Origin of the sequence: Methylobacterium dankookense, from assembly GCF_902141855.1 — a bacterium.
Classification (GTDB): Bacteria; Pseudomonadota; Alphaproteobacteria; order Rhizobiales; family Beijerinckiaceae; genus Methylobacterium; species Methylobacterium dankookense.
Genome location: NZ_CABFVH010000007.1, coordinates 143594 through 157055, shown reverse-complemented (window position 1 = coordinate 157055; position 13462 = coordinate 143594). Strand labels below are relative to the sequence as shown.

The 13462-nt window shown below is 69.7% G+C and carries 20 protein-coding genes; 14 read left to right on the top strand and 6 right to left on the bottom strand.

Annotated elements, in window-relative coordinates:
- Nucleotides 1-40: 40 nt before the first annotated feature.
- From MTDSW087_RS08670 to MTDSW087_RS08650, 5 genes are read left to right on the top strand one after another with little or no spacing between them, the layout of a single operon-like run.
- Entirely contained in the window at nt 41-295 is a 255-nt protein-coding gene (locus tag MTDSW087_RS08670; RefSeq protein ID WP_109951697.1) for a hypothetical protein, read from the top strand.
- A gap of 39 nt (nt 296-334) precedes the next feature.
- Entirely contained in the window at nt 335-952 is a 618-nt protein-coding gene (locus tag MTDSW087_RS08665; protein WP_109951698.1) for a hypothetical protein, read from the top strand.
- A gap of 52 nt (nt 953-1004) precedes the next feature.
- Nucleotides 1005-1274 (top strand): hypothetical protein, encoded by a 270-nt coding sequence (locus MTDSW087_RS08660; RefSeq protein ID WP_238178678.1) that lies wholly within the window; start codon nt 1005-1007, stop codon nt 1272-1274.
- 1 nt (nt 1275) lies between these two features.
- A complete protein-coding gene (locus MTDSW087_RS08655) occupies nt 1276-2106 on the top strand; it encodes a metallophosphoesterase (RefSeq protein ID WP_109951699.1) in 831 nt (276 codons plus the stop codon).
- A gap of 2 nt (nt 2107-2108) precedes the next feature.
- Nucleotides 2109-2423, top strand: coding sequence for a hypothetical protein (locus MTDSW087_RS08650; protein ID WP_238178676.1), 315 nt, complete (start codon nt 2109-2111; stop codon nt 2421-2423).
- A gap of 88 nt (nt 2424-2511) precedes the next feature.
- On the opposite strand, the gene MTDSW087_RS08645 is transcribed toward MTDSW087_RS08650, so the two are convergent.
- Genes MTDSW087_RS08645 through MTDSW087_RS08635 form a run of 3 tightly spaced genes read right to left on the bottom strand, consistent with a single transcriptional unit; the run spans nt 2512 to nt 4194 of the window.
- Nucleotides 2512-2700 carry a hypothetical protein gene (locus MTDSW087_RS08645; RefSeq protein WP_109951700.1) on the bottom strand — a complete coding sequence of 63 codons (189 nt, stop codon included), beginning with the start codon at nt 2698-2700 and terminating at the stop codon, nt 2512-2514.
- Nucleotides 2700-3704 carry a serine/threonine-protein kinase gene (locus tag MTDSW087_RS08640; RefSeq protein ID WP_238178673.1) on the bottom strand — a complete coding sequence of 335 codons (1005 nt, stop codon included), beginning with the start codon at nt 3702-3704 and terminating at the stop codon, nt 2700-2702. The genes MTDSW087_RS08645 and MTDSW087_RS08640 overlap by 1 nt, the downstream gene beginning before the upstream one ends.
- A gap of 34 nt (nt 3705-3738) precedes the next feature.
- The gene (locus tag MTDSW087_RS08635) at nt 3739-4194 is read right to left on the bottom strand and encodes a hypothetical protein (RefSeq protein ID WP_091882029.1); all 456 of its coding nucleotides are present in this window, start codon (nt 4192-4194) and stop codon (nt 3739-3741) included.
- 365 nt (nt 4195-4559) lie between these two features.
- Here MTDSW087_RS08635 and MTDSW087_RS08630 point away from each other — a divergent pair, with 365 nt between their 5' ends.
- Nucleotides 4560-5225, top strand: a complete 666-nt coding sequence (locus tag MTDSW087_RS08630) for a hypothetical protein (RefSeq protein WP_109951701.1) — start codon at nt 4560-4562, stop codon at nt 5223-5225.
- Between the two features lie 122 nt (nt 5226-5347).
- Here the strand turns inward: MTDSW087_RS08630 and arsH are convergent, their stop codons facing one another.
- Nucleotides 5348-6094, bottom strand: a complete 747-nt coding sequence (gene arsH / locus MTDSW087_RS08625) for an arsenical resistance protein ArsH (RefSeq protein ID WP_109951702.1) — start codon at nt 6092-6094, stop codon at nt 5348-5350.
- 50 nt (nt 6095-6144) lie between these two features.
- On the opposite strand from arsH, the gene MTDSW087_RS08620 reads away from it, so the two are divergent.
- From MTDSW087_RS08620 to arsB, 4 genes are read left to right on the top strand one after another with little or no spacing between them, the layout of a single operon-like run.
- On the top strand, nt 6145-6504 hold the full coding sequence (locus MTDSW087_RS08620; RefSeq protein ID WP_091882020.1) for an ArsR/SmtB family transcription factor: 360 nt from the start codon (nt 6145-6147) through the stop codon (nt 6502-6504).
- Nucleotides 6497-7024, top strand: coding sequence for an arsenate reductase ArsC (locus tag MTDSW087_RS08615; protein ID WP_109951703.1), 528 nt, complete (start codon nt 6497-6499; stop codon nt 7022-7024). Before MTDSW087_RS08620 ends, MTDSW087_RS08615 begins: the two co-directional genes overlap by 8 nt.
- Nucleotides 7024-7449, top strand: a complete 426-nt coding sequence (gene arsC, locus MTDSW087_RS08610; RefSeq protein ID WP_091882014.1) for an arsenate reductase (glutaredoxin) — start codon at nt 7024-7026, stop codon at nt 7447-7449. The genes MTDSW087_RS08615 and arsC overlap by 1 nt, the downstream gene beginning before the upstream one ends.
- A 9-nt stretch (nt 7450-7458) precedes the next feature.
- On the top strand, nt 7459-8511 hold the full coding sequence (gene arsB, locus MTDSW087_RS08605) for an ACR3 family arsenite efflux transporter (RefSeq protein ID WP_109951704.1): 1053 nt from the start codon (nt 7459-7461) through the stop codon (nt 8509-8511).
- Nucleotides 8512-8541: 30 nt separating this feature from the next.
- On the opposite strand, the gene MTDSW087_RS08600 is transcribed toward arsB, so the two are convergent.
- The gene (locus tag MTDSW087_RS08600; RefSeq protein ID WP_109951705.1) at nt 8542-9465 is read right to left on the bottom strand and encodes a hypothetical protein; all 924 of its coding nucleotides are present in this window, start codon (nt 9463-9465) and stop codon (nt 8542-8544) included.
- Between the two features lie 165 nt (nt 9466-9630).
- On the opposite strand from MTDSW087_RS08600, the gene MTDSW087_RS08595 reads away from it, so the two are divergent.
- From MTDSW087_RS08595 to MTDSW087_RS08585, 3 genes are read left to right on the top strand one after another with little or no spacing between them, the layout of a single operon-like run.
- The gene (locus MTDSW087_RS08595; protein ID WP_109951706.1) at nt 9631-9948 is read left to right on the top strand and encodes an ArsR/SmtB family transcription factor; all 318 of its coding nucleotides are present in this window, start codon (nt 9631-9633) and stop codon (nt 9946-9948) included.
- A 46-nt stretch (nt 9949-9994) separates the two neighbouring features.
- A complete protein-coding gene (locus MTDSW087_RS08590; protein WP_109951707.1) occupies nt 9995-11374 on the top strand; it encodes an FAD-dependent oxidoreductase in 1380 nt (459 codons plus the stop codon).
- Entirely contained in the window at nt 11371-12534 is a 1164-nt protein-coding gene (locus MTDSW087_RS08585; RefSeq protein ID WP_109954149.1) for an MFS transporter, read from the top strand. The genes MTDSW087_RS08590 and MTDSW087_RS08585 overlap by 4 nt, the downstream gene beginning before the upstream one ends.
- Before the next feature lie 119 nt (nt 12535-12653).
- Here the strand turns inward: MTDSW087_RS08585 and MTDSW087_RS08580 are convergent, their stop codons facing one another.
- Nucleotides 12654-12899, bottom strand: coding sequence for a hypothetical protein (locus MTDSW087_RS08580; RefSeq protein ID WP_144762843.1), 246 nt, complete (start codon nt 12897-12899; stop codon nt 12654-12656).
- 143 nt (nt 12900-13042) lie between these two features.
- Between MTDSW087_RS08580 and MTDSW087_RS08575 the strand changes: the two genes are divergently transcribed.
- Nucleotides 13043-13453, top strand: a complete 411-nt coding sequence (locus MTDSW087_RS08575) for a hypothetical protein (protein WP_109951709.1) — start codon at nt 13043-13045, stop codon at nt 13451-13453.
- Nucleotides 13454-13462: the final 9 nt, after the last annotated feature.

Genomic DNA, 13462 nt, shown 5'->3' with positions numbered 1-13462 from the left:
CCTCCCCCTTCACCACCCCCCCAACGCTCGGAGACCCACGATGCAACACGCCCGAAAGTCGATGCCCGTCGTCACGATGACCGTCGAGACCGTCCGCGGTGAGACCCTGAGCGACCGGGTCCGCCCCGAGCTCGCGGACGCCGTCATCGTCGTCATGCGGCACGCCGAACGCTCATACGCCCTCGACCGCGTCGGTAGCGGGGAGGTCCGCCTGCTCTGCCAGCAGCTCCTCCGCCTCGCCCGGATGCTACCGCCCAGCGACAACCGCCGCGAGCCTCGGGAGGAGAGGTCGTGAAACGGATCCGCGCCCCCCCCCGCACGAAGGAGCAGACCGATGATCGCAGAAGAATTCCTTGGCATTGCGGCGGCCGCGCTGCGCACGTACCGGGGCGCGGACAGCGTCACCGTCTCGGCGGTCGAGCCGTCCCGCCACGGCCCGCTCGTGCGGTGGAGCGCGCCCCTCCTCGCGGTCGAGCGCGAGCGACGGGACGATGGGGGCTCACAGTTCGTCGGGCCCGTGCCCGGCCCCTTCATGCTGACGCTCCTGGCGCGGACGCTCGCGTGCCGATGGCGCGACGGCGCCCCACGCAGCCCCCTCGACTGGCGCGAGAAGCTCGCCCGGCGCCACAGGAAGGTGTTCGGCCAGGGCGGGTTCGAGTGCGGCCCCGGCTGGAGATGGCTCTGGGAAGGGGCCGCCGAGCTCATGAAGGAGACCGGCGTTCCGGACGGCTTCCACTCGACGCAGATGAAGGAGAAGTTCGGCAGTATTCGTTGGTACTACGACGCCAACGAGAACTGCGAATACACGCAGAGCCTAGTCGACAGCGTCGAGCACCTCAGCGCGTACATCTGCGAGGAATGCGGCAAGCCGGGTCGGGTCCGCCAGGGCGGATGGCTGCGCTGCCTGTGCCCCGAGCACGCCAACGGGCGTCGGGTGGTCGGGGGTGGTTGAGGTGTACCGCAACAGGACGCGGTCCCGGTGGTCCGTCCGCATTTCCGGACGCGTGGACGGCCACCGGCTCTGCGTCGTCCTCGTCGGCGTGACGCTCCGGGCGAGCGAGGCAGCCCGGCTCCGGTGCCTGAGAACGGGGGCCCGAGACGTCCACGCCTGGGCCGCGGGCGAGCTCGCGGACTTGCCCCGGCCGGAGGGGGCGAAGCGGTTGCGCTACCGGATCAAGGAGAGCGGCTTCCGGGTCGAGGGGCGGGTCGTCGTTCGAGCGGCGGCCGCGTGGTTCGAGGCGGACGGGACGGCGTGGGCCGTCGGGGGAGAGTGAGATGACGACCGTCTGGGTGATGTCTGATCTGCACATCGACGCGTCGCCCTGGACGCCGCCCCCCGGCCCGCGCGTCGACGTCGCGATCGTCGCCGGCGACGTCGCCGACGGCCTGTGCCGCAGGGCGCTCCCGTGGCTCGCCGAGCACGTCGTCCCGCGGGCGCGGCACGTCATCTATGTGCCGGGCAATCATGACCTGTGGCGGACGAGGCTGCCCGACGAGCTCGCCCGCGCCCGGGACGCCGCGATCGCCGCGGACGTGACGCTGCTCGATTGCGGGCAAGCCCGGCATGTCGACGGCGTCCAGGTTATCGGCGCCACGCTCTGGACCGACTATGCCGTCGGCGGGGCGGACCACCGCGCGCTCGCGATGCGGGTCGCGGGGGACCGGCAGACCGGCATGCGGGATCATCGCCTCATCCAGACCCGCGATCGGCTGGGGACGCCGGCCGCATTCCGGCCCCCGGCCGCGGCCGCGCTGCACGCCGAACACCGCGCGAGGATCGAGCGATGCCTCGCCGAGCCCTGGGACGGGCCGCGGATCGTCGTGACCCATCATGCGCCCCACCCGCGCAGCCTGCTCCACGGCGAGGTTCGCGAGCCGATCGACGCGGCGTACGCCAGCGACCTGACCGCGATCCTGGAGGGCGAGCACGCCCCGGATCTCTGGATCCACGGGCACGTGCACCGGACGGTCGATTACCGGCTCGGGCGCACGAGGGTGCTCGCCAACGCCCGCGGGCACGACACCTCTCACCGCCGCCGCAACGGCGAATGGCGGGTCGAGCTGGAGAACTCTGCCTTCGATCCCTTCCTCACCCTGGAGATCTGACCGTGCGCGCCCTGACCCTCATCGCCCTGCTCGCCGCCGCGCCGGCCGCCGCGGAGCCCCAGCCGGTGCCGGGCCGCTACTGCGCGGTCGGGCAGGACCTACCCACGATCGAGGTTGGCTCCGGACCCGGCGAGGTCGGCATCGACCTGATGGACTGCCGACGGGCCACCTTTGGCGGCGGCCGCGTCCGGTCGCCCCAGTGCTACGGCATGGGGGGAGCGGAGGTCCCGTACGATGTCGATCTCGTCGTGCGCCCGGACGGCACCCTGGAGCACGACGGCACGGTTTACGGCCGGCCTTGCAGTGCAAAGCGGTGACATCGTCGCGCCGGTGCGGGGCCGGTCGCTCGCCCCGTCTCACGTCCGGACGGCCCGAATGCGATCCGCGGCGCAGTCACGCGGATCTCTATGTGTTGTCTCGACGGCCCTGAGGTCGGAAATCCACGTAGAAGTCGTCGCCGATGGGGGCGGCCAGGAAATCCCGCTCGGGCTTCCGGTTCGCCTGATCGCCCTTTTCGCCCGCGCAGGCGGCCGGGCGCCCAGCAAGGCTGGAGCGCCTGACGTATCGGCTCGGGTCGTTCTTGATCTTGGCCATCAGTAGGAACCTAGCAGCCGCTCCACGTCCCGCTCGGAGATTTTGGTCTGGCATGCGGCGGTCACGCGCTGCCGCCGTCCGCCGTCCTTCGTCTTGTAGCACTCGGAGCTCCCGTCCCCGTTTACGGTGAACTCGTACGACGTTCCGTTTTCGTTCTTCCTCCAAACTCTCTTATCAGCTGTTGCCTCCAGGCGCCAGTCGAGCAGGCAGCCGTCGATGTCGGCCAGTGCGTTGGCCACGTCCAGGGCGGAACCGTATCGATCGGAGGGCTCTGTCTCCAGGCAGGCGCGGACGACCTTGCGGAGCTTCGACGGGATGTGCGGCGCGAACGCCCGGCGGTCAGGGAACCGCCCGTTCCGGACGTCATACCGGAAGCCGGCCCGGTCGAAACCGGGTCCCGGCGGACCGTACTTCGCCAGCTGCGCGTGGAAGGCCTCGTTCCCGTTGCACATCCGGTAGAGGGTCAGCCCGAACTGGTAGATGTCGAAGGTGAGGTCGAACCGATCCTCCGCCAGGGCCTCGGGCGGGATCATGGGGGTGTAATGCCGGTCCTGCTCGGCCTTCCCGACGAAGTTCATCTGCTTGGCCTGCCCGAAGTCCGACACCAGCGCCTCGCCCCGGTCCGACAGCAGGATGTTGTCGGGCTTCACGTCGAAGTGGACGAGCTTCTTCGAGTGGATGTGGTGGAGCCCGCTCAGGACTTGGCAGGCGACCGTGACGATCTCGCGGACGGTCATGTAGCGGCCTGTGATGAGGCCCTTCACCGAGCCGCGGCGGTAGAACGGCATCGCTAGGTAGATATGGTCTTCGTCGTAGCAGGCGTAGTGGATTTGGACGACGTTCTGATGAGCGCTCGCGTAGAGGGCCTGCGACTCCGCGAAGAACTCGGCCGGCGAGGCCAGGCTCGCCTTCGCGATCCGCTTCGTTACGATCTCCGCGTTGAGCTGGTGATCGCGCGAGAGGAAGGTCTCCGAGTTGCGGCCGTCCGCGCCGATGTCCCGCACCCGCTCAAAGGTCAGCTCGGCCTTGTTGTACGGCTTAAGCATTTTCGGCCCCCATGGCGTACAGGATCGCCTCCCGCTCCTCCTTCGACATCTTTCCCCAGTTCTCGATGCCGTACCCGTCCTCGCCGTCGGCGAGTGGCTTGAACCGCGTCCGCTCGATACCGAGGCGGGCCGCCCCGGTGGCGATCGGGCCTGCGAAATAGGCCGAGAGCTCGCTGCTGGCGAAGGCCTCTTGAATGACGCCCTCGATCTGGACGCGGTCGATGCTGAGGGACTGCGCGCTGGGCTCGGTGAGCCGCACGCCGGCCCTCTCGACCCGGAACTCGCGCAGGACGTCCAGGAGGTTGCTACGCAGGTACTTCAGCCCGTCGGGGGTCCCAAAGGCCGCCGGGATCCTGATCTCCTCGACGTTGATGACCGTCTTGGCGTCCGTGTCGTAGACCGCGAAGGTGACCACGCGTGGCGCCGCCCTGATCCCGATGGTGATCACCGCATCCCCCCAGTTGCCGCCCTGTCGAGCTTGGTGCCGGGCTTTTCGCACGGACGCGCGTGCGAAGGCCAGGAGCGGGGCGCGGGACGGGCGCACGCGCCGCGGCGCGTCCGATGGGGGCCCGCAGGGCGAAGCCCCGTCCGGTGCGGGATAACCAGACGCCCGATCGCGGGATGCCAGTTGCCGAGCGTGGTCGCGACGGCTACATTCCAAACCGGAGCCGATGCCCGGGCTGCAAGCGACCCAAAAGGCGGCGAACTCGATCTCGGATCGATACCTGAACGGCAACCATCTCTGCCGGCGCAGGGTGATCATCAAGCGCTTGTGACCACCCCCTCAAGACGCCGGTGTGAAATGGATGTGCCATGTCCCTTCCCAAGGACTGCGCGGACCACCTGCGCGCGCGCTATCGCCTCCTGACCGGCAACAAGCTGGGCTCCTCTCACGCGCACGAACTCGTGGCCGCATTCTTCGGATACAAGACGGCCGCGGCGCTCCGGGCGGAAACCAGGTTTCCCCTGAGCGACATCGGCAAGGCTGAAATCCTCATCCCGGACCTGCGCCTAATGGACGAGCGAGTCGGAACGCTCCGGGGGCTTCCCGCCGACCTGCCCGGCGTCGAGGATCTCACGTCCGAGCTGTGCGACTTCCTCGCGAGCCAGGGCCACTTCGACGGCCGGTTCTGGAGGTCCAGGCATCTGAGCGACGATGTCAACGCGTTCGTCCAGGACGACCCGATGATGATCGAGGGGGGCCTGGACGGCGAGATCGCCTCGACGAACGCCTACTTCGATGAGCTCTACATCGAGGAATACGATTTCAAGCCGAGTGACGACGCGCTGGTCGCGACCCTGACCGGATCGCTGAACGGCGAGAACGACCAGGATCGGGCGTTCCATGGCGACAAGATCGTCTTCACGACTGTGATGACGTTCGAGCGCGTCGCAGGGCGGATCGCCTACATGGAACCGGAGCTTGAGACCGACGGCAAGGTGGACGACTCGATGTATTACGACGAGGACTTCGCCTGATGCCTTAGCCCGCTCCCGGTCGAGGAACAGGCGCGGCATAACACGCGCCTGCTCCGTCGCGCCTACCGCGCCCACTCGTGAGGGCCGGAGTCCAGCGAACGATCATCGTCGACGACGCAAGCCTAGGGCTTGGCGAAACCGATGTCGGAAGCGATGGCCTTGAGCCGTTCCGGCTCGCGCTCATTGCGCTCGCTGTAGCGGTCGACGAGGTAGTCGGCCCTCCCGCGGGTCAGGAGCGTGAACTTCATCAGCTCCTCGCATACGTCGACCACGCGCTCGTACAGGGGGCCCGGCTTCATGCGGCCGGCGTCGTCGAACTCCTTGTAGGCCATCGGCACGGACGACTGGTTCGGGATGGTGATCATCCGCATCCAGCGCCCGAGCACCCGCAGAGAGTTCACGGCGTTAAAGCTCTGCGAGCCGCCCGAGACCTGCATCACCGCGAGCGTCCGCCCCTGGGTCGGCCGGACCGAGCCCTCGCTCAAGGGCAGCCAGTCGATCTGGCTCTTCATCACGCCAGTCAGGTTGCCGTGGCGCTCCGGCGAGACCCAGACCTGGCCCTCGGACCAGATCGAGAGCTGCCGCAGCTCCTGCACCTTCGGGTGGTCGGCGGTGGCGTCGTCGGGCAGCGGCAGCCCGTGGGCGTCGTAGATCCGCACCTCGCCACCCATCGCTTCCAGCAGGCGCGCCGCCTCGTAGGCCAGGAAGCGGCTGAACGAGCGCGCGCGCAGCGAGCCGTAGAGGATCAGGAAGCGCGGCGCGTGGGCGAGCGGCATCGACACCTCCACGCGCTCGGCGGTCGGCACCTCGAAATGCGCCTCGGAGAGGTTGGGCATCCCGTCGGCGAACGGCTGCTGGGGCTTGTCCAAGGCGCTTGATTCCTCTACGTTTCAACAGAAGTTGATATGTAGGTCATTCGATGGACGAACGGCAAGCCCTCGCCGCCTTCGCGGCCCTCGGACAGGAGCATCGCCTGCGGGTCGTGCGCGCCCTGGTCACGGCCGGTCCCGACGGCCTCGCGGCCGGCGTCATCGCGGAGACCGTGGGCGTCGCCGGCACCAATCTCTCCTTCCACCTCAAGGAGCTCTCGCATGCCGGGCTGATCACGTCCCGGCGCGAGGGCAAGTCGGTCATCTACAGCGCCGCCTATGCCGGCCTATCAGACCTCGTCCAGTTTCTGATGCGCGACTGCTGCCAGGGCCACCCGGAGGTGTGCAACCCGGCCGTCGCCGCGCTCGCCGCCTGCGATTGCACCACCGGGGACACCCTCCATGCCTGAGCCCGCCTACAACGTCCTCTTCCTCTGCACCGGCAACTCGGCCCGCTCGATCCTGGCCGAGGCCATGCTCAACAAGGAGGGCGGCGGGCGCTTCCGCGCCTTCTCGGCCGGCAGCCAACCGAAGGGCGAGCCGCACCCGCTGGCGCTGCAGGTCCTGCGAGAGATTGACTACCCAACCGAGGGCCTGCGCTCGAAGTCGTGGGACGAGTTTGCCGGGCCTGACGCCCCCGTCATGGATTTCGTCTTCACCGTTTGTGACAACGCCGCTGGCGAGGCGTGCCCGTACTGGCCCGGCCAGCCGGTGGCGGCCCACTGGGGCATCGAGGACCCCGCGGAGGCGGAGGGCTCGGAGATGGAGCGCAAGCGCGCCTTCGTCACCGCCCAGCGCTACCTCAAGAATCGGATCGCGGCCTTCGTTGCCCTGCCGCTCGGCAGCCTTGACCAGGTCGCCCTGTCGTCGAAGGTCCGGGAGATCGGCCAGCTCGCCGGCGCCACCTCGGCCCACCCGGAGGTCGCGTGATGGACGTCGTCATCTACCACAACCCCGCCTGCGGTACGTCGCGCAACACCCTGGCGATGATCCGCAACGCCGGCGTCGAGCCGCACGTGGTCGAGTACCTGAAGACGCCTCCGAGCCGGGCGCTCATCAAGCAACTGCTCGCCCGTGCCGGCCTCTCGGTCCGGGACGTGCTGCGCGAGAAAGGCACGCCCTACGCGGAACTCGGCCTCGCCGATCGGTCGCTGACCGACGAGCAGCTCCTCGACGCGATTGAGGCCCATCCGGTCCTGCTGAACCGCCCGCTCGTGGTCAGCCCGAAGGGCGTGCGCCTGTGCCGGCCGTCCGAGGCCGTGCTCGACCTGCTGCCGGACCAACGGGGGGAGTTCGTGAAGGAGGGCGGCGAGCGCGTGGTCGACGAGCACGGCCGCCGCGTCGCCACCGCCTGAGGAAGCCCGATGTCCCTGTTCGAACGCTACCTGACCGTCTGGGTCGCCCTCTGCATCGTGGCCGGCATCGCGCTCGGCCACGTCATGCCCGGCTTCTTTCACGCCGTCGGCGCGGCCGAGGTCGCCAAGGTGAACCTGCCCGTCGCGGTGCTGATCTGGCTCATGGTCATCCCCATGCTGCTCAAGATCGACTTCGCTTCGCTGCGCCACGTCGGCCGGCACTGGCGCGGCATCGGCGTGACGCTGTTCATCAACTGGGCGGTGAAGCCGTTCTCGATGGCGGCGCTCGGCTGGCTGTTCATCGGCTACCTGTTCCAGCCCTACCTGCCGGCCGATCAGATCGACAGCTACATCGCCGGGCTCATCATCCTGGCGGCGGCGCCCTGCACCGCGATGGTGTTCGTGTGGTCGAACCTGACCCGGGGCGAGCCGCACTTCACCCTGAGCCAGGTCGCGCTCAACGACACCATCATGGTGGTGGCCTTCGCGCCGATCGTCGGCCTGCTGCTCGGCCTCTCGGCCATCACCGTGCCCTGGGGCACGCTAGTGCTCTCGGTGGTCCTCTACATCGTCATCCCGGTGATCATCGCGCAGGTCGTGCGCCGCAGCCTCCTTGCCTCGGGAGGCCAGCCGGCGCTGGACCGGCTCCTCGCCAAGCTCGGGCCCGCCTCGCTCGTCGCGCTCCTGGCGACCCTGGTGCTGCTGTTCGGCTTCCAGGGCGAGCAGATCCTGGCGCAGCCGGCGGTCATCGGCCTGCTCGCCGTGCCGATCCTGATTCAGGTCTACCTGAACTCGGGGCTGGCCTACCTCCTGAACCGCGCCGCGGGAGAGCAGCACTGCGTCGCGGGCCCCTCGGCCCTGATCGGCGCCTCGAACTTCTTCGAGCTGGCGGTCGCGGCTGCCATCAGCCTGTTCGGCTTCAACTCGGGCGCGGCGCTCGCCACCGTGGTCGGCGTCCTCATCGAGGTGCCGGTCATGCTCTCGGTCGTGTGGATCGTGAACCGCAGCCAGGGCTGGTACGAGCGCGGGGCTGCCCCAAGGCCGGCTCCGCGCGAGGTTTGAAGCGAACCGGTCGGCGCTTCCGCCCGTGGCCTACACTGAGCGCGTGCCGTAAGCCGGATCAAGCACGGCCGGGTGCTCAATCGCGGCGTCTAGGACCAACCTAGCAAGATTTTTTGCACCCTGGACATCCAAGTCACTTCCGGCCCCGGCGTGAGAGAGGCTAGAGCGAACCCCGTAAAGCTTTCCCGCCAAGCTCTTAAGCGCTTTCTGCTTCTCGCCACTCATGCCCTTGGCCTCGGCTGCTCTGCCGACAAGGGCTCGGACGGCGGCACCGTGGGAGCCGAGCTTGAGGTTTTCGAGGCTCGACAGAAGCCCCCCGTCCTGCAAGGCTTTGGCCTCTTCGATCTTCTCAGAAAGCCACGCCCTGATTCCCGGTGGGCGCTCAGCCCGCACCGCGAGAGCATCCAAGATCGTCAGTTGCGCCAGGAAGATCGAGCGCGGGAGGACATCGTAGCGTGACGCAACAAGGAGATCGAGCGCGGTGAGGATGCGCTCGTCCGTCACCGACGGGCAGCCAGCGAGGATGGACCCGAGCGTCGACCGCCCATCCATGTGGCTCCTGATTTGAAGATCGACCCAGGTAGGCGACGGTGTCAGGTGGGCAGGGATCAGGGTGGGAATAATCCCGGTGTAGAGATGGTGCGACGCTACATGAAGGTCCGACGCACCGACCCTGAGAGCTGCATCCTGGCGAAGGGAGAGGACCGGAAACTTCGCCCGGAGTTCCTCCAAAAGCGCCCGCGCGTCGCTTTCCGGGAGCGGGTCGAACAGGAGCCACTGACGCACGACGGCCGTCGTCGCGGCAGTGAGCGAATCCGGCACATGGAGGGGTCGTTCGCACAGGACCGCAGGCTTGCCCAACACGACCAACTTTCCACCGAAGGGCACCTCCAGGTAGTCGCCGCGGGTCGTCTCCAAAGGCACGTGCAGCCAGAACAGAGAAGGGGTGGTCATCGAACTTTGCCTTGCGCAGGTCCCGGCGGGACCTGCGACTGAGAGGGATGCGACGGATGGGTGAGGCCCCTTCAAGCAGCTTGGCGATGCTATGGTTCCGCAGTTAATTCGACCCCCATCGAAATAGCATTTGACCGAGCGGAGCGCTGGCCTCAGGGTTGTTCCATGAACGTCGAACAAGCCGCCAGGCAGCTTGAGGCGCTGGGCAGCCCTGCCCGGCTCCGGATCTACCGGGCGCTGGTGCGGGCCGGGCACGCCGGCCTGCCGGTGCGCCAGTTGCAGGAGCGCGTCGGCATTCCCGCCGCCTCGACGCTGTCGCACCACCTGCACCGGCTGATCCTCACCGGCTTGGTCTCGCAGGAGCGGCAGGCCACCACCCTGATCTGCCGGGCCGTCTACCCCGCCATGAACGCCCTCGTCGGGTTCCTCGCGGACGAATGCTGCGCCGACGAGACCTGCTCCGGGACGGGCGAGGCAGCCTGATGCCGTGCCCTCTATTTCGATAGTTCCGGAAACTAGGGAGGAGAGCATGTTCGAGACGACGTCACCGCTCCCGATCGCGGTCATTGGCGCCGGTCCGGTCGGCCTGGCGGCGGCCGCCCACCTCCTTGCCCGCGGCCTGCCGGTGCGGGTCTACGAGGCGGGCCCGGAGGTCGGCGCCCACGTGCGGGCGTGGGGGCACGTGCGCCTGTTCTCGCCGTGGCGGTACAACGTCGACCCGGCGGCCCGGGCGCTCCTGGGGACGGGCTGGGACGCCCCGCCCGAGGATGGCTTCCCGACTGGCCATGAGTTCGTGGACCGCTACCTGGCGCCACTAGCCGCCACGCCCGGGCTGGCCGGCGCCGTCGAGACCGGCGCGCGGGTGACGCAGCTCGGGCGCCTCGGCATCGACAAGGTGACCGGCCGCGGCCGCGCCGACACGGCGTTCGTCCTGACGGTCGCCGGGGCCGGCGGGGACACGCGCCGCGACCTTGCGCGCGCCGTCATCGACGCGTCGGGGACCTGGGGCCAGCCGAACCCGCTCGGCGCGGGCGGCCTGCCGGCGGTCGGCGAGGCCGGGCTCGCCGACCGGATCGCGACCGGCATCCCGGACGTGCTCGGTCGCGAGCGGGCCGTGTACGCCGGCCAGACCACCCTGGTGGTCGGCGCCGGCCACTCCGCGGCCAACGTGCTGCTCGACCTCGCGCGCCTCGCCGACGAGGCGGAGAGGACCATGGCCCTCTGGGCGACCCGCGGGACCGACCTGTCGCGCGTCTACGGAGGCGGGGCGGCCGACGAGCTCGCCGGCCGCGGCGACCTCGGCACGCGGCTGCGCGGCCTGGTCGAGGGTGGCCGGCTGCCCCTGGCGCTGGGGTTCGCGGTCACCGCCATTCGGAAGTGCTGCGGACGCCTCCTAGTCGACTGCGTCACCGCGGAAGGGCCACGCACCCTCGGGCCGGTGGACCGGATCGTCGCCGCGACCGGGCAGCGCCCCGACCTCGCCCTCACGCGGGAGCTGCGCGTCGACCTCGATCCCTGGCTGGAGAGCGTGCGGGCGTTGGGGCCGTTGATCGACCCGAACCTGCACTCCTGCGGCTCGGTCCAGCCGCACGGGCACCGCGAGGTGTCCCACCCCGAGCCCGGCTTCTACACGGTCGGCATCAAGAGCTACGGGCGGGCGCCGACCTTCCTGATGCTGACGGGCTTCGAGCAGGTCCGCTCGGTGGCCGCCGCGCTGGCGGGCGACCTTGCCGCCGCCGACGACGTGCACCTCGTCCTGCCGCAGACCGGGGTGTGCTCGACGTCCCGGGCGGACCCCGCCGCTGACGGATGCTGCGGCGGCCCCGAACCGGCCGCGACGGACACCTGTTGCCCGCCCGCACCGGCGCGGCGCCCGGTATCGGCGTCCTGCTGCGGCGCGCCGGCATGAGCGGCCGCGGCCGCCTCACCGTCATCTCGGCCTTGGGGGTGGTGGAGATCCTCGCCTGGGGTTCGTCGTTCTACCTGCCGGCGGTGCTCGCCGGCCCCATCGCCGCCGACACGGGCTGGCCGCTGGCCTGGGTGGTCGGCGGCCTCTCGATCGGGCTCCTGGTGGCGGCAATTGCCTCGCCCCGGGTCGGAATCGCCATCCACCGGCACGGCGGGCGCCCGGTCCTGGCGCTGGCCGCCCTGCTGCTGGCGGCGGGACACGTCGTGATCGGCCTGGCGCCGAACCTGCCGGCGTTCCTCGCTGGCTGGCTTCTCCTCGGCCTCGGCATGGGCTGCGGCCTCTACGACCCGGCCTTCGCGACGCTAGGCCGGCTCTACGGCGCCGAGGCGCGCCCGGCCATCACCACGCTGACCCTCTGGGGCGGGTTCGCGAGCACCGTCTGCTGGCCGCTCTCGGCCTTCCTCGTCGAGCAGGTCGGCTGGCGCGGCGCCTGCCTCGCCTATGCCGGGCTGCACCTCGCCGTGACCCTGCCGCTGGTGCTCGGTCTGATCCCGCCGGCGCCCGCGGCGCCCCCTGGCGCGGAGGGGACGCACGGGCACGGCGATCCGCTGACGCCGCGCGAGCGGCGGGCCTTCCTGCTGATGGCCGGCGTGCTGGTCCTGGGCGGTACGGTGATGACGCTGGTCTCGGTTCACCTGATCACGCTGCTCCAGGCCCGCGGCGTCGCGCTCGCAGCGGCTGTGTGCTACGGCGCTCTGATTGGGCCAGCCCAGGTCGGCGCCCGCATCGTGGAGATGGCCAACAAGGGCCGGCATCACCCGCTATGGACGCTGACCGTGGCCATGGTGCTGGTGGCAGCCGGCCTCGCGGTCCTTGCGGTGGGCGTGCCGACAGTCGGCGTCGCCCTGGTGCTCTACGGGGCCGGTAACGGGATCTACTCCATCGCCCGCGGCACCGTGCCGCTCGCGCTGTTCGGACCCGGACGTTACGCGACCCTGGTTGGGCGGCTCGCCCGGCCGGGCTTGGCAGCGCAGGCGCTCGCCCCGTCGCTCGGGGCCATGGTGCTTGCCTACGGCGGCGTGGACGCGGCCTACGCCCTGCTGCTGGCGCTCGCCCTGGCCAACGTCGCGCTAGTGGGAGCCCTCTGGAGCGCGAGGTAGAGGCGGCCAAGATATCTCCGCCGGGCGCCGCAGGCTGACCGGCGAAGGCACGCCGCTCGCTGAACGGAAGCTGCGCGCCCGCTTCAGAACCGGTTCAATGCCGCACGTCCAGGTTGCCTTCACTCTCGAACCGGAAGGTCATCACCATGAAGGCACGTCTCGCAGGTCTCGCCGTCGCGGCGCTCATCCTGGTTCCCGGCGCCGCCTCGGCGCAGTGGTATGGCCATGGTCCTCGGCACCACCACCATCACTGGGAGCACCACCAGCACCATGGCTACGGTCACCGCCATGGTCACGAGCGGCACCATCACCACGGTTACGACCGTCCCGTTCACTTCGACCGGGGCCACCACCATCACCATCACGGGTACTGACGACCTCGGAAGATCGCCGGGATCGACCGTACCGGTCCCGGCCGTCGCGGGCTCTTGACCTTCCCACCGTTGGAAGGTGCACCAGGGCGGCCATCGACCTTCCGCGTGACCCGGAAAACTGGCATCGTCGATTCGTGACGTTCTGGCTCGCCCTCCGGCGGCTGCTCCCGCTCCTGGCGGTTCTCAGCCTCGCCTTGACGCCGGTGACCGCCTCCGCGGCCGCCACGGGCATGCACGCGTCCGCGATGGTTCAGGCTCGCGGCTCGCACGAGCCGATGCCTGCCATGGACCATGCCGGCATGGACATGGGCGGCATGAACATGGACGACATGCCCTGCTGCCCGCCGGAGAAGGCGGACAAGTCGGACTGCGCCAAGTCGGGCTGCCCGTTGATGGCGCTCTGCCTCGCCAGCGTCGCCTCTCTGCTGCCGAGCGCGATCGCCATCGCGGCGCCAAGCGCGACGCGTGCGGCACCGGCTTGGCCCGACACGGCGTCCTTCGCCAGCCTGCACGGGCCACCGCTACCCGAGCCCCCCCGAGCCTGAACCCGATGC